This window comes from Aminobacter anthyllidis, from assembly GCF_018555685.1.
In the GTDB taxonomy this organism is placed as follows: Bacteria; Pseudomonadota; Alphaproteobacteria; order Rhizobiales; family Rhizobiaceae; genus Aminobacter; species Aminobacter anthyllidis.
Window position 1 is genome coordinate 100,298 of sequence record NZ_JAFLWW010000009.1, and the last position, 20,400, is coordinate 120,697.

At 64.8% G+C, this 20,400-nt stretch carries 23 protein-coding genes; 9 read left to right on the plus strand and 14 right to left on the minus strand.

Translation table 11 applies throughout. The features are described 5' to 3' along the window. Positions 1–2: 2 nt before the first annotated feature. The 6 genes from J1C56_RS25590 to J1C56_RS25615 form a co-directional block, all read right to left on the minus strand. The gene (locus tag J1C56_RS25590; RefSeq protein WP_214392816.1) at positions 3–866 is read right to left on the minus strand and encodes an SDR family NAD(P)-dependent oxidoreductase; all 864 of its coding nucleotides are present in this window, start codon (positions 864–866) and stop codon (positions 3–5) included. A gap of 164 nt (positions 867–1,030) precedes the next feature. Beyond that, positions 1,031–1,474: a nuclear transport factor 2 family protein gene (locus J1C56_RS25595; protein ID WP_214392817.1), complete on the minus strand. Its 444-nt coding sequence runs from the start codon at positions 1,472–1,474 to the stop codon at positions 1,031–1,033. A 27-nt stretch (positions 1,475–1,501) separates the two neighbouring features. Continuing rightward, the gene (locus tag J1C56_RS25600; protein WP_214392818.1) at positions 1,502–2,407 is read right to left on the minus strand and encodes an NAD-dependent epimerase/dehydratase family protein; all 906 of its coding nucleotides are present in this window, start codon (positions 2,405–2,407) and stop codon (positions 1,502–1,504) included. A 76-nt stretch (positions 2,408–2,483) separates the two neighbouring features. Next, positions 2,484–4,127, minus strand: a complete 1,644-nt coding sequence (locus J1C56_RS25605; RefSeq protein ID WP_338001505.1) for a copper resistance CopC/CopD family protein — start codon at positions 4,125–4,127, stop codon at positions 2,484–2,486. Between the two features lie 4 nt (positions 4,128–4,131). Continuing rightward, positions 4,132–4,662 (minus strand): copper chaperone PCu(A)C, encoded by a 531-nt coding sequence (locus tag J1C56_RS25610; RefSeq protein ID WP_214392819.1) that lies wholly within the window; start codon positions 4,660–4,662, stop codon positions 4,132–4,134. Between the two features lie 93 nt (positions 4,663–4,755). Further along, positions 4,756–5,133 carry a hypothetical protein gene (locus tag J1C56_RS25615; RefSeq protein ID WP_214392820.1) on the minus strand — a complete coding sequence of 126 codons (378 nt, stop codon included), beginning with the start codon at positions 5,131–5,133 and terminating at the stop codon, positions 4,756–4,758. A 197-nt stretch (positions 5,134–5,330) separates the two neighbouring features. On the opposite strand from J1C56_RS25615, the gene J1C56_RS25620 reads away from it, so the two are divergent. Further along, the gene (locus J1C56_RS25620) at positions 5,331–6,278 is read left to right on the plus strand and encodes a thioesterase family protein (RefSeq protein WP_214392821.1); all 948 of its coding nucleotides are present in this window, start codon (positions 5,331–5,333) and stop codon (positions 6,276–6,278) included. A gap of 98 nt (positions 6,279–6,376) precedes the next feature. On the opposite strand, the gene amaB is transcribed toward J1C56_RS25620, so the two are convergent. Beyond that, positions 6,377–7,891, minus strand: a complete 1,515-nt coding sequence (gene amaB / locus J1C56_RS25625; RefSeq protein ID WP_214392822.1) for an L-piperidine-6-carboxylate dehydrogenase — start codon at positions 7,889–7,891, stop codon at positions 6,377–6,379. A gap of 539 nt (positions 7,892–8,430) precedes the next feature. On the opposite strand from amaB, the gene J1C56_RS25630 reads away from it, so the two are divergent. Continuing rightward, complete coding sequence (locus tag J1C56_RS25630; RefSeq protein WP_214392823.1) at positions 8,431–9,069, plus strand: protein-L-isoaspartate(D-aspartate) O-methyltransferase; 639 nt, start codon at positions 8,431–8,433, stop codon at positions 9,067–9,069. Between the two features lie 4 nt (positions 9,070–9,073). Here the strand turns inward: J1C56_RS25630 and J1C56_RS25635 are convergent, their stop codons facing one another. From J1C56_RS25635 to J1C56_RS25650, 4 genes are all read right to left on the minus strand, one after another. Continuing rightward, positions 9,074–9,649 (minus strand): GNAT family N-acetyltransferase, encoded by a 576-nt coding sequence (locus tag J1C56_RS25635; RefSeq protein ID WP_214392824.1) that lies wholly within the window; start codon positions 9,647–9,649, stop codon positions 9,074–9,076. Between the two features lie 110 nt (positions 9,650–9,759). Further along, positions 9,760–10,539 (minus strand): Bax inhibitor-1/YccA family protein, encoded by a 780-nt coding sequence (locus tag J1C56_RS25640; RefSeq protein WP_214392825.1) that lies wholly within the window; start codon positions 10,537–10,539, stop codon positions 9,760–9,762. A gap of 193 nt (positions 10,540–10,732) precedes the next feature. Then, the gene (locus tag J1C56_RS25645) at positions 10,733–13,276 is read right to left on the minus strand and encodes an ABC transporter permease (protein ID WP_214392826.1); all 2,544 of its coding nucleotides are present in this window, start codon (positions 13,274–13,276) and stop codon (positions 10,733–10,735) included. Positions 13,277–13,282: 6 nt separating this feature from the next. Then, positions 13,283–13,990 carry an ABC transporter ATP-binding protein gene (locus J1C56_RS25650; RefSeq protein WP_214392827.1) on the minus strand — a complete coding sequence of 236 codons (708 nt, stop codon included), beginning with the start codon at positions 13,988–13,990 and terminating at the stop codon, positions 13,283–13,285. 62 nt (positions 13,991–14,052) lie between these two features. On the opposite strand from J1C56_RS25650, the gene J1C56_RS25655 reads away from it, so the two are divergent. Together J1C56_RS25655 and thpR are read left to right on the plus strand one after the other, a co-directional pair. Further along, positions 14,053–14,685 carry an arylesterase gene (locus tag J1C56_RS25655; protein ID WP_214392828.1) on the plus strand — a complete coding sequence of 211 codons (633 nt, stop codon included), beginning with the start codon at positions 14,053–14,055 and terminating at the stop codon, positions 14,683–14,685. Positions 14,686–14,823: 138 nt separating this feature from the next. Next, a complete protein-coding gene (gene thpR, locus J1C56_RS25660; RefSeq protein ID WP_214392829.1) occupies positions 14,824–15,420 on the plus strand; it encodes an RNA 2',3'-cyclic phosphodiesterase in 597 nt (198 codons plus the stop codon). Here thpR and J1C56_RS25665 read toward each other — a convergent pair. Then, positions 15,324–15,842, minus strand: coding sequence for a low molecular weight protein-tyrosine-phosphatase (locus tag J1C56_RS25665; RefSeq protein ID WP_214392830.1), 519 nt, complete (start codon positions 15,840–15,842; stop codon positions 15,324–15,326). The genes thpR and J1C56_RS25665 overlap by 97 nt on opposite strands. Positions 15,843–15,891: 49 nt before the next feature. On the opposite strand from J1C56_RS25665, the gene J1C56_RS25670 reads away from it, so the two are divergent. The 3 genes from J1C56_RS25670 (at position 15,892) to J1C56_RS25680 (ending at position 17,423) form a co-directional block, all read left to right on the plus strand. Then, on the plus strand, positions 15,892–16,188 hold the full coding sequence (locus tag J1C56_RS25670) for a 4a-hydroxytetrahydrobiopterin dehydratase (RefSeq protein ID WP_214392831.1): 297 nt from the start codon (positions 15,892–15,894) through the stop codon (positions 16,186–16,188). Positions 16,189–16,310: 122 nt separating this feature from the next. After that, on the plus strand, positions 16,311–16,679 hold the full coding sequence (locus tag J1C56_RS25675) for a YkvA family protein (protein WP_214392832.1): 369 nt from the start codon (positions 16,311–16,313) through the stop codon (positions 16,677–16,679). Between the two features lie 240 nt (positions 16,680–16,919). Continuing rightward, complete coding sequence (locus J1C56_RS25680; RefSeq protein ID WP_214392833.1) at positions 16,920–17,423, plus strand: invasion associated locus B family protein; 504 nt, start codon at positions 16,920–16,922, stop codon at positions 17,421–17,423. A gap of 65 nt (positions 17,424–17,488) precedes the next feature. On the opposite strand, the gene J1C56_RS25685 is transcribed toward J1C56_RS25680, so the two are convergent. Continuing rightward, positions 17,489–17,821 (minus strand): DUF1294 domain-containing protein, encoded by a 333-nt coding sequence (locus J1C56_RS25685; RefSeq protein ID WP_214392834.1) that lies wholly within the window; start codon positions 17,819–17,821, stop codon positions 17,489–17,491. A gap of 144 nt (positions 17,822–17,965) precedes the next feature. Here J1C56_RS25685 and rlmN point away from each other — a divergent pair, with 144 nt between their 5' ends. Both rlmN and J1C56_RS25695 read left to right on the plus strand, forming a co-directional pair. After that, entirely contained in the window at positions 17,966–19,201 is a 1,236-nt protein-coding gene (gene rlmN, locus J1C56_RS25690; protein ID WP_214392835.1) for a dual-specificity RNA methyltransferase RlmN, read from the plus strand. Continuing rightward, a complete protein-coding gene (locus tag J1C56_RS25695; RefSeq protein ID WP_214392836.1) occupies positions 19,198–19,659 on the plus strand; it encodes a hypothetical protein in 462 nt (153 codons plus the stop codon). The genes rlmN and J1C56_RS25695 overlap by 4 nt, the downstream gene beginning before the upstream one ends. On the opposite strand, the gene J1C56_RS25700 is transcribed toward J1C56_RS25695, so the two are convergent. Continuing rightward, positions 19,640–20,281 carry a LysE family translocator gene (locus tag J1C56_RS25700; protein ID WP_214392837.1) on the minus strand — a complete coding sequence of 214 codons (642 nt, stop codon included), beginning with the start codon at positions 20,279–20,281 and terminating at the stop codon, positions 19,640–19,642. The two genes, J1C56_RS25695 and J1C56_RS25700, sit on opposite strands and share 20 nt — an antisense overlap. Positions 20,282–20,400: the final 119 nt, after the last annotated feature.

Below are 20,400 nucleotides of genomic sequence, written 5' to 3' on the forward strand. Positions count from 1 at the left end.
CCTCAGCGCGCCTCCGGCCGCGGCGTGTAGCCATCGGCCTGGATGACAGGCAGATGCGTCCAGGCGTCGTTGGCCATGCGCATCCAGGCACCGGCCGCCAGCACGCCGCCATCGACATGGATCGTCGTGCCCGAAACCCAGCCTGAAAGCGTGTCCGACGCCAGGAACAGCGCGGCACCGGCGGAATCCGACCCTTCGCCGAAGCGGCCGATTGGAAACCAGCGCTTGAGGTGTTCGAGATTCTCGGGTGGCACGCGCGGCGTCGCCACGATCTGCGCCGAATTGGTGGTTTCGGGCGCAATCGCGTTGACGCGGATGCCGTGCTGGCCGAGTTCGACGGCGAGGCTCTGGGTGAAGCCGGTTACCGCTGCCTTGAACGCCGAATAGACGACGGTCATCGGGATGCCGCGGAAGGCTTCGATGGTCGAGACATTGATGATGCTGCCGCCCGGGCCGCTCGCGCGCATCAGCGGAATCGCCGCCTTGCTGACGTGGAACATGTGCAGCAAATTGACGTGGTAGAGCGCGTGCCATTCGTCCTCGTTCGACTGCTCGAACGGCGTCTTGAAGCCGAGATAATCGCCGACATTGTTGACCACCACGTCGAGCCGGCCGAAGCGGCCGCGCACCGCCTCGATCAGGCGTGCGACGTCGTCTGCCTTGCGCACGTCGGCCTCGACGACGAGATGGTCGGAACCCAATGCCTCGCGCACCGAAGCCGCACGAACGGGTTCGATCTCGGCGACCGCGACCTTCATGCCGGCACGGGCATAGAGTTCGGCCGTGGCGCGGCCGATGCCGGCGCCACCGCCGGTGACCAGCGCCACTTTTCCGGCAAGGCCAAGGATGGAGATTTCGTCGGGCATGTTGTCCTCCGCAGTCTGTGTCTATGCTTGGCGCGATCCGGATTCAGGTCAGGCCGAGCCGAAAATGGTGAACTTCAAGAACGGAGCGGAGCGGACATTCAGTCCGTGAGCACCGGAAGCGAACAAGGCCGCCATTTGCAGGCCTGCCTCACCTGAATCCACGCTCAGCTCGCCGTGTCCTGCGCCTCGTATGTGTGGGTGCCGACGACCACCAGCTCGCGACGCGCAAGGCGCCAGCCGTCCGGGGTACGGACGAAGCGATCCTGGTAGCGGATGGTCATCTCGTAGCAGAGGTAGCGACCGGCCGGATCGCGGAAATAGTGGCGGGCGATGCAGTAGGTCTCGCCTTCAGCGCCGCCCTCGACCGGCCTGACCGCCTGGTTGAGCACCGCATGGAAGGTCTTGAGGTAGCGGCTCGCGACCATCGCCGGAATGCCGCGCAGCTGCGCGAGGCCTTCGAAGGTTCCGCGCGGCGCGATGACGGCGCCGTCCGCGGTGAACTGCGCGGCGAGCAGGTCGCCATCGCCGGTGTCGACAGCATAGGCGTAGCGCTCCGACACCCGTCGCAGCGCCACCTCCATCAGCAGGTCCGCCTGATTGTCCACCATGGCTTCCTCCCCCGAGAAGGCGTTGCGCTACTGGCCCGAGACCTGGGCAAAGACCTCGCGCAGCGCCCGCTGCACGTCGTTGCGGCGATAGCCCAGGAGCTTGGTCTCTTCGGCATCGGGCTCGTAGGCGAGGACGTTGCCACGGCCCGGCACGATGAACATGTCAGGCAACAGCGGATGCTCCTCGTTGCGCTCCTCGACCCGGTGCGGATTGCCGACGGCGTCGAACAGCGACTGGAAATACTGCTGGAAGGTCAGGTTTTCGTCGCCGACAAGATAGGCCTTGCCGCTCTCGGCGCGCTGGAACGCGCCCCAGATCGCTTCGGCCAGCGACTGCACCGACATGTAGTTGGTGCCGCCCGGCGGGGCGAAGATCGGCAGCTGCGTCTCGCCGCGCGCATAGGCCATCAGCGTCTCGTAGCGCTTGGTCGGCAGGCCCCCGACATAACCGACGATCGACGGCGGGTTGAGCGTCGACACGTTGAAATCGTCGGTCGCAAGCGCGCGCACGCCTTCGTCGGCGAGGCTGCGGCCACGCACATAGGCGTTGGTCTCAACGAGGTTAGGCATGACCTGGTGATAATAGCTGCCGATATGGACAACGCGGCGCACGCCGGCCTTGCGGGCCAGCTCGACAAAGGTCGGCACGCCTTCGATCTGCATTTTGGTCCAGAATTCGTTCTCGTCCACGCCCTTGGGCAAATGGCGGATGTCGTTGCCGGCGGCAAACAGGATACCGTCGAAGGGCGCCAGGTCGGCGGCCGAGAAATCGCCCTTGGTGTAGTCGCCATAAATGGTCGGATAGCCGGCCATCGGTGTCGCTTCGGGCGCCGGCTTGCGCGCCGCCAGCACCACCTCGTTGCCCTGCGCCTTGAGATAGCCGGCGGTGTGGCCGCCGATCATGCCCGTTCCGCCAATGATGAGGATTTTCATGCGCGCACTCCCGGGCATTTCGCAAATAATGCCGGGAAGATAGGCGGCGTTATAGGCGCGGCATCGTCCGTATCGACTACCAGCCGGTGGCCGGGCGGATGGCAACCTCGCCGCCCAACGTCACCGCCTGCCCTTCCGATATGTCGACGTCGATGGCGACGCTCCATGTGCCCGCTGCCGGCAGGTCGAGGCTGTCGATCCGCCAGGTGCCGTCGCCGGGCTTGTGGGCTTTTGCCTCGATCTCGTCGGAACCGGGCTGGCTCAATCTCAGCGTCACGCCACGCGCATCGAGCGGGCCGAAATCGCCCGTCATCACCATGATGGAGGCGCTGACCTTGCCGGCATGGCCGGGACTGATGGCGAGATCGGCCATCGCCTCCGCCGTGTGGATGTGGATCGCGGCGGGCTCCGCCGCCTCGATGGCCAGCACGCGCGGCGGCGGCGTGAAGCGGAAACCGGCGATGACGCCAAGGATCGCCACCATCAGCAGCGTCTCCACCACGATGCTGCGCACCAGCCAGCGCGTTGCGCCGGCCTGCTCGGCAAGAACAGGCTTCGTCAGCCGCCAGCGGTTGAAGCCGGCGAGCACCAGCAGGAGTACCGCAAGCCCGAGCTTCAGGCTGAGCAGCCGGCCATACCATGTGTGCCAAAGCGCCAGCGGCGTCTCGACCTGGATGATTGCCAGCACCAGACCGGCGGCGACCAGCGCTGCCACGACATAGGGGATCGCCGTGGAGAACCGCCGCAACGACGCCTCGGCACCTTCGCCGCCCGCGCGCCAGGCAAATGCCAACGGCAACAACGCCCCGGCCCAGTAGGCGATGCCTGCTCCATGTACGAACACCATCGGCCGCGTCAGCCATTGCGGCCCGGCGGCGCTGGCGTGACCACTGGCGGCGAGTGCCGCCCCGACGCCGACAAGCCCAGTGAGCGACAGCCAGCGCGACAGCCCGGCATCGCTGGCGAGTGCCAGCAACGCCAGGGCCAGCGCCATGAAGGCGAGCGCCGCGGTGAAGCCGTAGCTGGTCGCCGCCGCTGTCTGCCAGGCCATGGCGCTGCCGAACAGATTGAGCGGCGCGCCGAGCGCATCGAGCCCTTGCAGCCCGAACGACACTGGAGCTGCGGCGAGGCCGACCGCCAGCAGCGCGCCAACGGGTCCGACGCCGTAGTGCTTGCCGGGCGCAAGCCATGCGAGCGCGAAAGCGCCGCCGACGCCGAAGAACAGGCTGAGATAAAGCACAAGCTTTGCGCTCCAGATGGCGAGGCGCAGCGCGCCATCGTTCAGCTCGGGCGCCATGGGTGGCGTCGCACTGGGGCTGCCGATGGAAAATGTCAGAACACCAGAAACAGGGTGGCCGTCGGAGGAAACGACGCGCCACGACAGCAGGTAGGTGCCTTCGGTCTTCGACGCGGGCCAGTCGATCGCCAGGTCTGCGCCGGCGACCCGTGCCATCAGTCGCGCCGCGCTGCCATCGGGCGCCCTCAGCTCGATGACGAGCGGCGTCACCGTCTCGCTGAAACCGAGCCGCACCTCTGCCGGCCCGGCCTGGACGACGCTGCCCTCGACAGGTGTCGAACGCAGCAGTGAGGCATGGGCGTGCGCCGCAGCCGTCGCCCCGAAAAGGGCGACAGCCGATACCAAGAGGCCGCAAATCAGGACGAGCAGGCGCGCGCCGTAACTGCCGTTACTTCTGGACAGGAAAGGATGGCGCGCGCCCACGATGTTAGTGACCCGAATGGTCCTGGCTCTGGCCACCCATCTTGTCGGCCTGGAACTCGACGGTCACGGTGCCGGCTTTTTCGAAAGTCAGCGTGCCCGGGAACTTTTCGCCCTCTTTCACCGGCGCCTTCAGGCCGATGAACATGATGTGGTAGGCGCCGGGCTTGAGGGCAACCTCGCCGCCGGCCGGGATTTCGACGCCGCCGGTCACCTGGCGCATGGTCATCACGCCCTTGGCGTCGACGGCCATCTCATGGATCTCGGCCTTCTCAGAAACATCCGACTGGACCGATACCAGGCGATCGGGCTGGCTGCCGTTGTTCTTGACGGTCAGGTAGCCGGCGGCGACCTTGGCGCCCGCCGGCGTGGCACGCGACCAGGGATGGCCGATCTCGAGATCGCCAAGCTTGAAGCCGTGGGCCAGCAGCTGGTGGGTCGAGGCAAACAGCAGCAGCAGCGCAAAGACGGCGACGCCGAAACGCTCCTCGAAGCTGCGCAAAAGCGGGCGCGAAGAAGCGCGAACGGAACGGGTCATGGAAAACTCCGGAAACAATGGGCGCCGACACATGCGGCACAGGGTCTGTTGAAATGGGCGATTTAGTCCGGCTGCCGCAAGCGGCAGGCCGTCTCAGACCCGTGGCGGCGCGCGCGGATTCCCGGGGTCGTACTCCGGCGCGATCGACGCGTCGGGCCTGGGCGCCATGAAGACGATGCTGGTCTCGATCTGGCGACCGAGCAGAAGACCGGCGCCATCGGGCGGCGTCACCGCAACCACCGAGACCATGTTGCAGCCAAGCGTGCAGCATTCGTTCACGGCGGGATGTTCGCTCTTGGCCGGCGCGGTGTGGCCGCTTGCCGAGGTGACGCAGAGCGGATTGCCGAACATGTCGAGCGGCGGCGTGCCCTGGCCGAGCGCCACGGCACCCGCCACCGTCTGCAGGACGAGCATCAGCGCCACGGCAAGCGCGACCCCCAACCCAAATCCCTTGCGGCGAAATCCGACCAAGCGTCGCGACCTTTTCTTCGAGCGGCCACTGATAGCATCGATGGTACGAAAGCGAAAATAGACCGCGCTGCGACAAATTCTTTGATCCGGCATTGCCCAGCTGCCGACGCCATGTCCCCGCCGCGCCTCGTCCGATGCGACGATGAGCCGGTACGCGGCAGCCGCTACGCCTGATCCCAAAGCATGAGGAGAAGGGCATGACGGCTGGCATTTCGGGGCTGCGCGATGTGTGGCGCGGCGGCGTCGCCACCTGGGAATGCGACGAGATGGGCCACATGAACACGCGCTTCTATGTGGCGCGCTGCATGGAGGCCGTCGCCATGCTGTTCGGCCTTGCCGGCCTGCCGCGCCTGTTTGCGCCCGCATCAGAGACGACGGTGGCCGCCAGCTCCATGCACATCCGCTTCCTGCGCGAGGCGCGGGCAGGCACGTCGATGCATATTTCGGCCGGCTTCACCGCCATCGGCGAGGGCACGGCCGAGCTCGTCGCCATGATGTTCGACAGCGCCTCGGGCGATTGCGCCGCGACCTTCCGCATCAGCATGCGCCATCTCGCCGTCGCGGACGGCGGCAGCATGCGGCCATGGCCAGAGGCGTTCGCTAGCCGTGTTGTCGCCGAACTCACCGAAACGCCGAAGCTGGCGTTGCCACGAGGCGTCGGCGATCTTCCTGCAACGACATCGGCATCAGGCGCCCGGGCAGAGCAGTTCGCCCTGCGCCAGCTCGGCCAAGGTGCGGTGCCGCAACAGGCCTGCGACCCCTGGGACAAGATGCTGCCGCAAGCCTTCGTCGCTGCCATGGCCGACAGCGTCCGCAACATCATCACGCCACTGCGCGAGCTTTGCGCCCATCACAGCGAACGCAACGGACCGCATTTCGGCGCCGCCGCGCTCGAATTCCTGATCCGGCTCGACGACATGCCCGAAAGCGGCGACTGCTGGGAGGTGCGCTCCGGCCTCGCCCGCGCCGACAGCCGCACGATGAACATCGTCAACTGGATGCTCGACCCGTTCTCCGGCTGCGCCTTCGGTACCATGGAGGTGGTCGCCATCTGTTTCGATCTCGAAACGCGCCGGCTGCTGCCTATCGCATCCGCCGCGCAGGCTGAAATGGCGGGCTGGATCGTTCCGAATCTTGAGCTCTGACCCATAAACGAAAACGCCGCCCGCTTTCGCGGACGGCGCCTGACGTCATGCATGCTGCGGCGTGGTCGGTGCCAGCGCCGCAGCCGGTGTCGTCTTGGTCAGTCGATATCGAACGACACGCCCTGGGCGAGCGGCAGCGCCTTGGAGTAGTTCACCGTGTTGGTGGCGCGGCGCATGTAGGCGCGCCAGGCGTCCGAACCGCTCTCGCGGCCGCCGCCGGTCTCCTTCTCGCCGCCGAACGCGCCGCCGATCTCGGCGCCAGAGGTGCCGATATTGACGTTGGCGATGCCGCAGTCGGAGCCTTCGACCGACAGGAAGCGCTCGGCCTCCTGCAGGTCGAGCGTGAAGATCGACGACGACAGGCCGGCACCGACGGCGTTGTGTTGTTCCAGCACCTGGTCGAAGTCGGAATATTTCATGACATAGAGGATCGGCGCGAAGGTCTCTTCGAGCACCGGGCCGACCTGGCCCGGCATCTCGACAAGTGCCGGCTTGACGTAATAGGCGCCGTCATGACCCTGGTCGACGCGGGCGCCGCCGGTGATCTGGCCGCCGCTTTCGGCCGCGTGCTTCAGCGCCTTCTGCATGCCGTCGAAGGCAGCCTTGTCGATCAGCGGGCCGACCAGCGCCGCGCTTTCCAAGGGGCTTCCGACCGAGACGCTGTCATAGGCCTTCTTCAGCCGCGGCACGAGCTGGTCGTAGACGCTCTCATGGACGAACAGGCGGCGCATGGTGGTGCAGCGCTGGCCGGCGGTGCCCATGGCGCCGAAGGCAATGGCGCGCAGCGCCATGTCGAGATTGGCCGAGGGGCAGACGATGCCGGCATTGTTGCCGCCGAGCTCGAGGATGGCGCGGGCAAAACGTTTTGCCAGGCGCGGGCCCACGTCGCGGCCCATGCGGGTCGAGCCGGTGGCCGAGACCAGCGGCACCTTGGGGTGGTCGACAAGCACTTCGCCGATGGCGCGGTCGCCGATCAGCAGCTGCGACAGGCCTTCCGGCGCGTCAGCACCGAAGCGTTTTGCCGCGCGCTCGAAGATCGCCTGGCAGGCGAGTGCGGTCAGCGGCGTCTTTTCCGACGGCTTCCAGACCACCGAGTTGCCGCAGACAAAGGCCAGTGCCGCATTCCACGACCACACCGCGACGGGGAAGTTGAAGGCCGAGATGACGCCGACGACGCCGAGCGGATGCCAGGTTTCCATCATGCGATGGCCGGGACGTTCGGTGGCGATGGTCAGGCCATAGAGCTGGCGCGACAGGCCGACGGCGAAGTCGCAGATGTCGATCATTTCCTGGACTTCGCCGAGACCCTCGGATGGGATCTTGCCGACCTCGATCGAGACCAGGCGGCCGAGATCGGTCTTGGAAGCGCGCAGTTCCTCGCCGAGCAGGCGTACCAGTTCGCCGCGCTTGGGCGCCGGCACGTTGCGCCAGGCCTTGAAGGCAGCATCGGCGCGCGCGATCGTGGCACCGGCTTCATCCGATGAAATCGACTTCAGTGCGCCGATCTGTTCGCCCGTCACCGGGCTGCGCACGATCAGGTCGCCGCCGCTGAAAGCAGCTGTGGCAACGCCGAGCCGTTCGAGAAGGGCAGCGGTTTCGCTGGTCACGTTCATGCTGAATTCCTTTCCTCGTTCCTCACCCGCCCTCGGTCGACTGCGCTTTTTGGGTCGCGGGCCGAGGGCATTGTTTCGTTTCTCCACGCCGGGAGACGCTTGGCACTGCCTATAGCCTGTTCAGCCACCTGAGCGCCACACCGGTCGCAGCAGAGGTCCGGCGATTGGCGAGCTGTGGTCCACAGGCGGCGCAAGGCGGCGTGAGGGAGAAACTGTCGATGTGTGGGGAGAAGCTGAAAAAACAACACCCGCCGGGGGAGGAGGTCCGGCGGGTGTCGTATTTGTGGCCAGCGTCTGGGAGGAGGTAGGCGCTGACCTATTCGTCGGAAACCTGGGAGGAGGTAGGCCCGACAAATTCGATGACCCATATCTAGCTCCGGTGAGCCGTGATTTAAAGTGTTGATATTGCATAGGAGCTTTGCATTTTGTGCAATGCAGCAAGAGGCGTCGCGCTGCAGCATCAGGCGGACGCTGCGGCAGGTGCTGTGGCCGGGAACCTTGCTCGCTCGCCAGGGTTAATGCGCAACGGCAGGCAGGCCATGATCGACTACCAGGCAGCGCGTCTCAGCATGGTGGACTACCAGATCGCCCGGCGCGGCATCACCGAGCTGGCAGTGCTGGAAGCCATGGCAGCTGTGCCGCGCGAGGAATTCGTTCCCAAGGCATTGCGCGACCGTGCCTATGACGACACGGCACTTCCCATCGACAACGACCAGACGATCTCGCAACCCTACATCGTGGCGCTGATGACCTGGGCAGCGGAACTCAAGGGCGGCCACAAGGTGCTGGAGATCGGCACCGGCTCAGGTTACGCGGCCGCCGTCATGGCCAAGCTTGCTGGCCACGTCATCACCATCGAACGCATCGCTTCGCTGGCCGAGACCGCCAGGATGCGGCTGCAGAGGCTCGGCTATGCCAACATCGATGTGATGTCAGGCGACGGCTCGGCAGGCTGCGAGGCTGAAGCGCCGTTCGACGCGATCCTGTCGGCGGCGGGCACGCGCACCGTTCCGCCAGCGTGGAAGGAGCAGCTTGCGATCGGCGGACGGCTGATCATGCCACTCGGCCCGTTCGGCGATCAGCAACTGGTCAAGATCGTGCGAACCGGCAAAACCGACTACACGCAGAAGACGCTGGTCGCGGTGCGCTTCGTGCCGCTTGTCGGCGGAACGCGCTGACTGCTCAGCCTTGGCCGCCCTTGGCCCTGAAGCGCCGCTCCGGCATCGAACCCGGATCCGGCGGCAGCGTGGCACCGCCATTCAGCGCCAGTTGCATGAACACGGTGTCGAGCCAGCGGCCATGCTTGTAGCCGGAACCTTCCATGCGACCAGTGTGGTGAAAACCGAGCTTTTCATGCAGCCGCACCGAGGCACTGTCGGCATGGCCGTCACCGATGACGGCAATGATCTGGCGGAAACCGAGCGCTGTCGATTCGTCGACCAGCGCCTGCATCAGGGCCTTGCCGATGCCCGCGCCCTTGGCCTCGGGCGCAATGTAGATCGAATCCTCGACGATGAAACGATAGGCCGGGCGCGCCCTGAACGGCCCCGCATAGGCGTAGCCGATGATCGCGCCATCGCGCTCGACGACGAGATAAGGATAGCCGCCCTCCATAAGCGCCTCGAAGCGCTCGCCCATCTCGGTGCGTGTCGGCGGCTCCAGCTCGTAGCTCGCCGTGCCGTTGAGCACGGCGTCGGCATAGATTTCGGTGATCCGGTCGAGGTCGGCTGGCAGCGCGTGCCGTATCGTCATGCTCATTTTTTAGGCAGTCCATTTTTCTGCCTCCATTAGAGCAAAGCCTGGCGCAAATGAAAAGGGCGGCCATTAGGCCGCCCTTCGAAAGTCTGATGGTCCAGCTTCTCGATGCGTTATTCGCGGTTGCCCAGGAACGACAGCAGGAACGAGAACAGGTTGATGAAGTCGAGATAGAGCGTGAGTGCGCCCATGATCGCCTTGCGGCCGGAAACGAGCGCGTCGTCGCCGTCGAAATACATCTCCTTGATCTTCTGCGTGTCGTATGCGGTCAAGCCCGAGAACACCAGCACGCCGATCGCCGAGATGGCGAACTGCAGAGCCGACGACTGCAGGAAGATGTTGACCACCATCGCGATCAGGATGCCGAACACGCCCATGATCAGGAACGAGCCCATGGCCGTCAGGTCACGCTTGGTCGTGTAGCCGAACAGCGACAGCGCGCCGAAGGCGGCTGCGGTCACGAAGAAGGTCTGCACGATGCTGGCGCTGGTATAGACCAGGAAGACCGACGACAGCGACAGGCCCATCAGGCCGGCGAAGACCCAGAACGCGGTCTGCGCGCCCGAAGTGCTCATCGACTGGATGCGGGCGCTCAGGAAGAACACCATGCCGATCGGCGCCAGCATGACGACCCACTTCAGCGGCGAACCATAAAGCGCCACGCCGAGGCTGGTCAGCATCTTGCCGTTGCCCATCGTGGCGACGGCGGTGGCCGGATCGTTGGTGGTCGCCAGCATCATGGTACCGAACGCGGCAAGACCGGTGATAACCAGGCCAAGCGCCATAAGGTTGTAAACCTTGAGCATGTAGGCGCGCAGGCCTTCGTCGATCGACGCGTCGGTGCGGCTGCCTGCCGTCGCCATGCGCGTCTGGTAGTTTCTAAAGTCGGACATGGTATCCTCTGTTGCTTCTGCCCCGTCGGGTGTCAGGCCGAGACCCAGGCGCCGCTGGCGGGACTCCAGCATGCCTCCGCCGAAATATGATGTTTCTTTCAGACCTAAACAAGGCCCGTTACGGCTTGAAACCGGCTGTGAGCGCACATTTTCATACAAATGTCGTTGAAGTCCAGCCCACAACGACAATCCGTTACTCGCTACGCAGCACCGGAGCCGCCTTGTGGCCAAGCACGCGCCAGGTGCCGATGAGGCCGAAGCCGACGGTCAGCACCAGGGCGAAGACGATCGTCGCCACCGCGACCTCGGGCAGGAAGGAAGACGGCAGCGTCATGATTCGGGCAACCACGAACCAGGCAGCGACGCCGCCGGCGGCGAGCGCGAAGACCGCGGTGGCGAGGCCGATCAGCATGTATTCGAGCGAAAACGCCGATATCAGCGTCCGTCGCGTCGCACCCAGCGTCTTCAGGATGACCGCGTCATGGACCCGGGCGCGGTTGCCGGCGGCAAGCGCGCCGGCCAGCACCAGCACCGAGGCGATCAGCGCCACGCCGGCGGCGGCGCGGATCGCGGTGCCGAGCTGGGCGACGAGCCGGTTGACGACGTCGAGCGCGTCCTTGACCCGCACCGTGGTGATGGCCGGATAGCTACGGGTCACCGAATTGAGGATGCGCGATTCCTGGACGGGCGATGCCTTGTCTTCGGCCAGCGTGGCGAGCCAGCTGTGCGGCGCACCGGCGAATGTGTTGGGCGAAAACACCATGACGAAGTTGATGCCCATCGATTCCCACTGCACTTCGCGGAAATTGGCGATCTTTGCCGTGACGTTTCGGCCCAGCACGTTGACAGTCACCATGTCGCCGAGCTTGAGGCCGAGTTCGCCCGCCTCCTGTGCCGAAAACGACACCAGCGGCTCGCCGGAATAGTCCGCAGGCCACCAGGTGCCTTGCGACAGCGTCGAATTTTCCGGGAGATTCTTGGCGTAGGTCAGGCCACGGTCGCCGCGCAGCACCCAGGCGCCTTCCGGCGGCACGTTGAGCTTCTGCACGTCGGTGCCGTTCAGCGCCATGACGCGGCCGCGGAGCATCGGCACCCGCACGAGCTTGCCGCCAGGTGCCTCGGCCTCGACGAGCTTGGCGAAAGCGTCGACCTGATCGGGCTGTATGTCGACAAAGAAGAAGTTCGGCGCCCGCTCCGGCAGGCTGCCGGCGATCTGGCGGCGCAGGTTGCCGTCGATCAGCGCCAGCGTCACCAGCAGCGTCAGCCCGAGACCGAGCGACAGCACCACCGACGGCGTCAACGCGCCGGGCCGGTGAATGTTGCCTATTGCAAGCCTGAGTGCCGTCGAGCGCACGCGCGGGCTCTTTCGCGCCAGCCACTGCACCCCGCTGGCCACGGCGCGCAGCACCAAAAACGAAACGATCGTCGCCCCGACGAAGATGGTGGCGATACGGCGGTCGCCGGCGAACCAGATGGCGAGCAAGGCCAGAACGGCCGCGATGCCAAGGGCGGTGGCGATGTAGACAAGCCTCGGCAGTCCACGGCCTTCGAATCCCATCTCGCGGAACAGCGCGGTCGCCGGTACGTCGCGGGCGCGGCCGAGCGGCAGGATGGCGAAGGCGAGCGTCACCAGGATGCCAAACAGAGCGGCCATGCCGAGCGCTGCGGGGTAGACGCCAGCCTCAGCCGGCACAGGGATGACCGACTGGAGCGCGGCACTTGCGGCAAACGGCATCAGCGCCCCGAGCACGAGGCCGACAACGACGCCGACTGCCGCGATCAGCAGGATCTGGATGAGATAGACAGAAAGCACGAAGCCGCCCGAGGCGCCCAGGCTTTTGAAGGTGGCGATGACGCCGCGCTTGCCGTCGAGATAGGCACGCACGGCGTTGGCCACGCCAACGCCGCCGACGACGAGCGATGTCAGTCCGACAAGTGTCAGGAATTGGGTGAAGCGCTCGATATTGGCTGACAGTGCTGGGGCCGCATTGCTACGGGTGCGCACGCTCCAACCGGCTTCGGGGAATTCGGCATTCGCCCGCTCGCGCACGGCTGTCACCTCGGCCTCGCTCGTACCGACAGGCATGCGGACCTTGTAGGCGTGCTCGACCAGGCTGCCCGGCTGGATCAGGCCGGAGGCACCAAGACCTTCCATCGACACCAGCAGCCGCGGCGCGAAGCCGAAGCCGTCGGAGACCGCGTCGGGCTCGGTCACGAGCTTGGACCTCAGTTCGAAGGTGGCAGCGCCGAGCTTGATGCGATCGCCGAGCTTGAGGCCAAGGCGTTCAAACAAAAGGTCGGGTGCCGCCGCCCCAAAAACGCCCGAACGCTCGGCGAACAGGTCGTCACGCGGCAGGGCCGGCTCGGTGACCAGTGCGCCATAGAGCGGATAGGTAGCATCGACCGCCTTGGCCTCGACCAGCGACTGGTCGGAACCGTCCTCCAGCCGCGCCATCGAGCGCATGCCGGCATTGTGCGAGACGGTGCCGAGGCTCTCAAGGAAGGCCTTTTCCTTGTCGGTCGCTTCGCGCTGGATCAGCTGGAAGCGGATGTCGCCGCCAAGCAGCGCCTGGCCTTCGCTGGCGACGCCGGCAGTGATGGCGCGAGCCACCGAATTGACCCCGCCGATGGCGGCGACGCCGAGCGCGATGCAGGTCAGGAAGATCAGGAAGCCGCGCAAGCCGCCGCGCATTTCGCGCGAGGCAAAGCGGAAAGCCAGAGGCAGGTCTTTCAGCATGGGCGCCTATGCCCGCACTTTTTCGGCCAGCGGCGCGACCGTCGCCGTTTCGATCCGCCCCGAACGCATCGCCACCTGGCGGTCGCAACGCGCGGCAAGCGCGGGATCGTGTGTCACCAGCACCAATGTCATGGCGCGTTCGGCGGCCTTGGCGAACAGGAGGTCGGCGATCTGGCGGCCGGTCGCCTGGTCGAGATTGCCTGTCGGCTCGTCGGCGATCAGGATGCGCGGCTCGGGCGCCAAAGCGCGGGCGATCGCCACGCGCTGCTGCTCGCCGCCCGAAAGCTCGCCCGGATAATGCGTCACACGATCGGCAAGGCCCACGGCGGCAAGTTCCCGCGCGGCGATGGCGAAGGCATCGCGCTTGCCGGCAAGCTCAAGCGGCACGGCAACGTTTTCCAGCGCCGTCATGTTGGGAATGAGGTGGAACGACTGGAACACGATGCCGATGTTGCGCCCGCGGAATGCGGCGATCTGGTCCTCGCTGCGGCCATTGAGCAGCTCGCCGGCGATCTTCACCGTACCGCCATCAACACGTTCCAGCCCGGCCAGAACCATCAACAGCGTCGACTTGCCCGAGCCCGAGGGACCGACGATGCCCGTCGCCTCGCCGGCAGCGACATCAAGGCTCACGCCTTTCAGCACGTGCACGGAAGACGCACCGGTGCCCAGCGTCAACGACACGTCTCTCAGTTCGATGACTGCTTCTGTCACGGCAAATCTGTCCTATATGAAAATGAAAGAGGCGCGAATTTCCGTCATATGGGTTTTGAGACATGGCATTGAAACATCTTACTTTCGCAATCTTTGCCGCCTCTCTTGCCTTTTTCACGACAGCTGCCCCGGTTTGGGCCGAACCTTTCAAGATCGTCGGCTTTGGCGACAGTCTGATGGCCGGATATGGCCTCAATCCCGGCGAGAGCTTTCCCGAAAAGCTTGAAAAGGCGCTACGCAACAATGGTCACGATGTCGTGATTACCAATGCCGGCGTCTCCGGCGACACGACAAGCGGCGGCCTGTCGCGGCTCGACTGGTCGATTCCCGACGGAACGCAGCTGGTCATATTGGAACTCGGCGCCAACGACATGCTGCGCGGCATCGACCCGGCGCTCGTCGAGCAGAACCTCGACAAAATGCTTGCCCGGCTCAAGGAGCGCAAGATCGAGGTACTGCTGGCCGGCATGGTGGCGGCGCCAAATCTCGGCCATGCCTATGGCGAACAGTTTGGCACGATCTATCCGAAGCTGGCCGAGAAGTACGATGCCACGCTCTACCCGTTCTTCCTCGATGGTGTTGCCGGCGATCCGAAGCTGTTGCTGGAAGACGGGATGCACCCGACTGCCCAAGGCATCGACCGCATGGTCGAAAAGGCGTTGCCGACTGTCGAGAAGGTCATTGCCGGCAAATGACTGCGTCATGCAGCTATGCAACACACCTGCTTTCGTTGCGCTTTCGAAGCAGCAAGTGCTGAACAAAGCACTTGCCCGGCGCTGCGATCGATGATTCGCTGAGCTTACGAATTGCGATTCGAGGAAGGGAGCCTGGCCATGCCGCGTCTTTTCACCGCCCTCGAAATTCCGCGTGATGCCGCCTTATCGCTGTCCCTGCTCAGGGGTGGCCTGTCGGGCGCCCGCTGGATCGACGTCGAGAACTATCATCTCACCTTGCGTTTCTTTGGCGATATCGAAGGCCACGTCGCCGACGAGATCGTCGAAGCACTCGACCGCGTCGACCGCCCCGGCTTCCAACTCACGCTGTCGGGTGTCGGCGCCTTCGGGCAGAAGAAGCCGCATGCGGTCTGGGCCGGGGTCATTCCCTCGCCGGAGATGAACGCGCTGCAGGCCGAGATCGAGCGCATCAGCAAGCGCCTCGGACTGCCGTCCGATCCGCGCAAGTTCACGCCGCATGTGACGCTGGCACGGCTCAGGAACACCAGCCCGCTGGATGTCGCGCATTATCTGTCGGCACGCGGCAATTTCGCTACGGTGCCCTTCCGCGTCGGCCGCTTCGTCCTGATGTCGTCACGCGACTCGGTCGGCGGCGGCCCCTACATCGTCGAGGAGGCCTGGCCGCTGAATGGCAGCGATGCCCGCGCGTCGAGCCGGTCGACGAGTGCCTCGGAAGCCTCGCGGATCATGCGGTAGACCGCAGAAAACCCGTCTTCACCGCCATAATAGGGATCAGGCACATCCATTGGCCCGCCCTTGGCGTTGCCAAGGAAAAGCTCGACACGCTCGACCGCCCCTGATGGCGCGAGCGCCCGGAGATCGTCGACATTCGAGCGATCCATGCCGAGGATCAGGTCGAAACGCTCGAAATCGCGCGCCACGACCTTGCGCGCCTGCTGGGCGGTGATGTCGATGCCATGTTCGGCCGCAACCGCGATCGAACGCGGATCCGGTGCCGAACCGGCATGCCAGCCGCCGGTTCCCGCCGAGTCGATGGTGTACTGTCCGTCCAGCCCGCGTTCGGCAAGCACGGCTCGAAACACGCCCTCGGCGAGCGGCGAACGGCAGATATTGCCGAGGCAAACGAAGAGTATTGATTTTACCGGCTTCTCGCTCATCGATCCCGCGCTATGCTGGTGAACACTTCGAATATCACGGGAGCATGAAATGGCCAGAGAGAAACTTGAACCGAAGGAGCTGAAGGCAGCGCTTGACGCGCTCGGCGGCTGGACACTTGCCGCCGACGGGCTGTCGATGTCGCGCAGCTTCGTGTTCAAGAACTTCAGCGAGGCCTTCGCCTTCATGACCCGCGTCGCCCTCGCCGCCGAACAGCTCGACCATCATCCCGACTGGTCGAACGTCTACAAGACTGTCGACGTCACGCTCAACACCCATGACGCCGGGGGGCTGACCGAGCTCGATATCAAGCTGGCGAAGCGCATGAACGGCTTTTTCGGTTCCTGAGCCCGGCATCTTGCAGTGGAGGCCGAACCTTCCCACATCTTTGACTGCGCATTGGCCCGGAGACCGAAACCGGTTTCCGGCAAGCGCGAGAAGATAGAGTTCGGGCAAAGGAGATTGTCTGGATGATGAAGTTCCCCGGCTTTGACAGCTTTCGCGGCGGCACCAACGATGCTCCGGCAAGCGAAGCCGAGGTGCGCGAGAAATTCTGGCGCACCGCCAAGCGTGCTGCCCGCCATGTGCCTTTCATGGAAGAGGTGGTGGCGGCCTATTATTGCGCGCTCGACAAGGACACGCCGCTGCGGGCCAAGGGTATCCTGATCGCTGCGCTCGGTTATTTCATCCTGCCGGTCGACACCATCCCCGACGTCATCCTGGGCCTCGGCTTCACTGACGACATCGCCGTGCTGACAGCGGCGATCACCGCAGTTCGGGCCCACATGACCCCGGCCCACCGGCTTGCCGCGAGGGAAGCGCTGTCGCAGGACCAGTGACGGCGCGGCCCCGCTTGTTTCATCCTGAAACGAAAAGTCAAACTCTTGCCGTTTTCGTGGTTTTCAACCACGTCAGGGACAAGGTGCCTGTCCACAACAGGCAGTTCGGCGGGGTTCCACGCGGTGAAAGTCCTTTCTGAAAGACGTTCACCCTTTGGTAACCCAGATTAAATCAAAATGAAGCGAACGGGCGGGCGCGCAGTCGGCCTGCCCCGCTCCATTTGAGGTACAGGAAAAGCGATGCGCGGTTTGATAGCTACAATTTCGGGTCTGGTGCTTGCAGTGTCGGCAATGCCGGCGCTCGCCCAGTCGGCGACCAAGATCGGCCAGCACAACGCCTGGGGCACCTACAGCTACCAAGCGCAGAACGGCAAGGTCTGCTACGTGCTGACGGTGCCGACCGACAAGCAGCCACCGACCCTCGACCATGGCGACATGTTCTTCTTCGTCAGCCAGCGCCCGGGCCAGAAGGTTTCCTTCGAGCCGCAGTTCATTGCCGGCTACAATTTCCAGGAAAATTCCAAGGTCTCCGTCACCATTGGCGACAAGTCGTTCTCGATGTTCACCAAGGGCAAGTCGGCCTGGGTCGAGAACGCGGCCGAAGAGCCGGCCCTGATCGCCGCGATGAAGGGCGGCACGGACATGAAGGTCTCGGCCAAGTCCGGCCGCGGCAACCCGACCAACTACATCTTCTCGCTCAAGGGCATTTCAGCGGCGCTGACGTCGATCACCAGCTGCAAGTAAGCGCAGGCGCGAGACAGGTTTCGAAAGCCGGGCGGTCCATCGCCCGGCTTTTTTGCGTCGGGAACCTACGAAACCGCCGGGCCGCTCAGCGCGTTGAACAGCCCCGAAGCCCATTGCGGCGCAATCAGCCAGATCGCCAGCGCGGCGACAGCGACCGCATGCAGGACGACGATCGCGTAGAGCCTGCTGCGGAATGGCTCCTTGCGGGTCTTGTGCCGAAACAGGTGCTGGGCCGACAACGCACCCAGGCTGCCGCCGGCGAAGGCGAGCCAGAGCAGGGTTTTCTCAGGGATGCGCCTTGAGCCGGCGCGAGCCAGGAGCTTGTCGCGCCAGAAGGCAGCAAACGCCGCAAGGTTGACGGCGAGCACCACCAGCACGATATGGAGGATGTTGCTCATCGGGGCAGCATCCCAGCCATTGCCTAACAGAACGCAAAGCTGCGGCAGAAATGCATGGCCGCCAAAACGTGACGCGGCGACAGACCTGTGATATGTCGCCCCAAAATCCTACATTTGCCGCGATATGAACCTAGCTGAGCCCGAATGACCCTTTCGCTCGACCTCACCACCGATGCCACCCGGGACGCGTTGCGCGCCCGTGCGGCCGCGCCCGTCAAGGAGTCGCTGATCGGCCTCACCCGCGAGGAGCTTGCCGAAGCGTTGATCGCCTCCGGTACCGTTCCCGAACGCCAGGCCAGGATGCGCGTCCAGCAGCTGTGGCACTGGCTCTATGTCCGCGGCGTCTCCGACTTCGCCGACATGTTCAACATCTCCAAGGACCTGCGCGCCAAACTGGCGAAGCACTTCACCATCGCAAGGCCGGAGATTGTCGAGGAGCAGATCTCCTCCGACGGCACGCGCAAGTGGCTGTTCCGCTTTCCGCCGCGCGGCGCTGGTCGCCCGGTCGAGATCGAAACCGTCTACATTCCCGAGGAAGGCCGCGGCACGCTGTGCATCTCGTCCCAGGTCGGCTGCACGCTGACCTGCTCGTTCTGCCACACCGGCACGCAGAAGCTGGTGCGCAACCTGACGGCCGAAGAGATCCTGACGCAGCTGATGACGGCGCGCGACCGGCTCGGCGATTTCCCCGACCGCAATACGCCTGATGGCGCCATCGTGCCGGCCGAGGGCCGCAAGATCTCCAACATCGTCATGATGGGCATGGGCGAGCCGCTCTACAATTTCGAGGCGGTGAAAAAGGCATTGCTGATCGCCTCCGACGGCGACGGCCTGTCGCTGTCCAAGCGCCGCATCACGCTGTCGACCTCCGGTGTCGTCCCGGAAATCTTCCGCACCGGCGAGGAGATCGGCGTCATGCTGGCGATCTCGCTGCATGCCACCAATGACGATTTGCGCGACCTGCTTGTGCCGATCAACAAGAAGTACCCGCTCAAGGAGCTGATCGAGGCCTGCCGCTCCTATCCCGGCCTGTCCAACGCCCGCCGCATCACCTTCGAGTATGTGATGCTCAAGGACGTCAATGACAGCATCGAGGATGCCAAGGCGCTGGTGAAGCTTTTGCGCGGCGTTCCGGCCAAGATCAACCTGATCCCGTTCAACCCCTGGCCCGGCACCAACTACCAGTGCTCGGATTGGGAGACGATCGAGAAATTCGCCGACTACATCAACAATGCCGGCTACGCCTCGCCGATCCGCACACCGCGCGGCCGCGACATCCTCGCCGCCTGCGGCCAGCTCAAGTCGGAATCCGAGCGTATGAAGAAGACCGAGCGCCTGGCGCTCGAGGCGATGATGATCGCTGGACACGGCGAGGCGTGAGCCGCGTCCTTCTTTATCTCGGCAAGTTCGCCCACATGGTGCTGGGCTACGCGGCGGCATCCCTTGCCGCCAGCGCCTTTCTCAACATGGTCTTCCTCGGCGCCGCCGGCCTGATGGCCGCCGACATCCCGCCAGAGGTCGCAACCGGGTCGATGGTCTTCACCATCCCCTTCACCGCGCTTTTCGTGGCCTATTTCGCCTTCGTGCCGGCGATCGTGGTCATGCTGCTCGCCGAGTTGCTCGGCAAGCGCGACTGGCTGTTCTACGCACTCGCCGGCGGCTTCGTGGCGCTGGTGTTCATCGGCTTCGCCTATCAGAGTGGCGACCATGGCTTCGCTTATCGCGACCCGCTGCTGCCGGTATCGATCATCGGCAGCGGCCTGATCGGCGGCATTGCCTACTGGTTCGTCACCGGCCGCTTCGCCGGTGCGCTGCGGCCTACTTCGCCTGCGCCGTAAGGATCTTCAGCGCGAAGGCCGAGAACACGCCCGCGAACAGGTAGTCGACGATGCGCGTCACGCGCGGGCTCTTCCTGAGCAGGCCGGCGAACTTGTCTGCCGCGATGACCATCGGTGCCACAACCGGCAGCGACAGCACGATGAACATCGCGCCGAGGAAGAGCAGCTTGCCCGGCGCGTTGGTGTCGTGGGCGGAGACGAATTGCGGCAGGAAGGTCATGAAGAACAGGATGATCTTCGGATTGAGCAGGTTGATGCCAAGCCCGGTCGCCCAGTTCTGGAACACTGAGCGCGGCGCGCGCTTGGTGGTGTCGGGCGAAAACGCCGAACCCTTGGTGATCGCCTGGAAGGCGAGCCAGACCAGATAGCCGGCACCGACGATCTTGAGCGCCATGAAGGCCTGCGGCGAGGCAACGATGAGCGCCGACAGCCCGAGCGCCACCAGCGAGGTGTGGAAGACGATGCCGGTCATCGCGCCGGCCATGCAGGCAAAACCAGCCCTGCGGCCTTCCGACAGCGCCCGGCCGACGAACAGGGTCATGTCGGGTCCAGGCGTGATCGCGATGATGAAGGTTGCGATCGCGAACTGGATGATGGTCGACCAATCGGGAATGAAGGACATTGTCGGGCCGCCGGATCTGCCTCGAAGGCAAGGTTTGTGGGGGATTTCAGGCAACAGCCCTACCCGCAGCAATTCGGCGCTTCAACCGGAAAATGGCGGGCCAGAGCGCCGTGCGTCCG

Bases quoted from the DNA above. Each gene is read 5' to 3' on its own strand.
- J1C56_RS25600 (WP_214392818.1), bottom strand. From the start codon at position 2,407: ATGAAAATCCTCATCATTGGCGGAACGGGCATGATCGGCGGCCACACC.
- J1C56_RS25645 (WP_214392826.1), bottom strand. From the start codon at position 13,276: ATGCTGAAAGACCTGCCTCTGGCTTTCCGCTTTGCCTCGCGCGAAATG.
- J1C56_RS25680 (WP_214392833.1), top strand. From the start codon at position 16,920: ATGCGCGGTTTGATAGCTACAATTTCGGGTCTGGTGCTTGCAGTGTCG.
- J1C56_RS25655 (WP_214392828.1), top strand. From the start codon at position 14,053: ATGGCATTGAAACATCTTACTTTCGCAATCTTTGCCGCCTCTCTTGCC.
- J1C56_RS25665 (WP_214392830.1), bottom strand. From the start codon at position 15,842: ATGAGCGAGAAGCCGGTAAAATCAATACTCTTCGTTTGCCTCGGCAAT.
- J1C56_RS25620 (WP_214392821.1), top strand. From the start codon at position 5,331: ATGACGGCTGGCATTTCGGGGCTGCGCGATGTGTGGCGCGGCGGCGTC.
- J1C56_RS25685 (WP_214392834.1), bottom strand. From the start codon at position 17,821: ATGAGCAACATCCTCCATATCGTGCTGGTGGTGCTCGCCGTCAACCTT.
- J1C56_RS25635 (WP_214392824.1), bottom strand. From the start codon at position 9,649: ATGAGCATGACGATACGGCACGCGCTGCCAGCCGACCTCGACCGGATC.
- rlmN (WP_214392835.1), top strand. From the start codon at position 17,966: ATGACCCTTTCGCTCGACCTCACCACCGATGCCACCCGGGACGCGTTG.
- J1C56_RS25700 (WP_214392837.1), bottom strand. From the start codon at position 20,281: ATGTCCTTCATTCCCGATTGGTCGACCATCATCCAGTTCGCGATCGCA.
- thpR (WP_214392829.1), top strand. From the start codon at position 14,824: ATGCCGCGTCTTTTCACCGCCCTCGAAATTCCGCGTGATGCCGCCTTA.
- J1C56_RS25590 (WP_214392816.1), bottom strand. From the start codon at position 866: ATGCCCGACGAAATCTCCATCCTTGGCCTTGCCGGAAAAGTGGCGCTG.
- J1C56_RS25640 (WP_214392825.1), bottom strand. From the start codon at position 10,539: ATGTCCGACTTTAGAAACTACCAGACGCGCATGGCGACGGCAGGCAGC.
- J1C56_RS25670 (WP_214392831.1), top strand. From the start codon at position 15,892: ATGGCCAGAGAGAAACTTGAACCGAAGGAGCTGAAGGCAGCGCTTGAC.
- amaB (WP_214392822.1), bottom strand. From the start codon at position 7,891: ATGAACGTGACCAGCGAAACCGCTGCCCTTCTCGAACGGCTCGGCGTT.
- J1C56_RS25595 (WP_214392817.1), bottom strand. From the start codon at position 1,474: ATGGTGGACAATCAGGCGGACCTGCTGATGGAGGTGGCGCTGCGACGG.
- J1C56_RS25610 (WP_214392819.1), bottom strand. From the start codon at position 4,662: ATGACCCGTTCCGTTCGCGCTTCTTCGCGCCCGCTTTTGCGCAGCTTC.
- J1C56_RS25630 (WP_214392823.1), top strand. From the start codon at position 8,431: ATGATCGACTACCAGGCAGCGCGTCTCAGCATGGTGGACTACCAGATC.
- J1C56_RS25675 (WP_214392832.1), top strand. From the start codon at position 16,311: ATGATGAAGTTCCCCGGCTTTGACAGCTTTCGCGGCGGCACCAACGAT.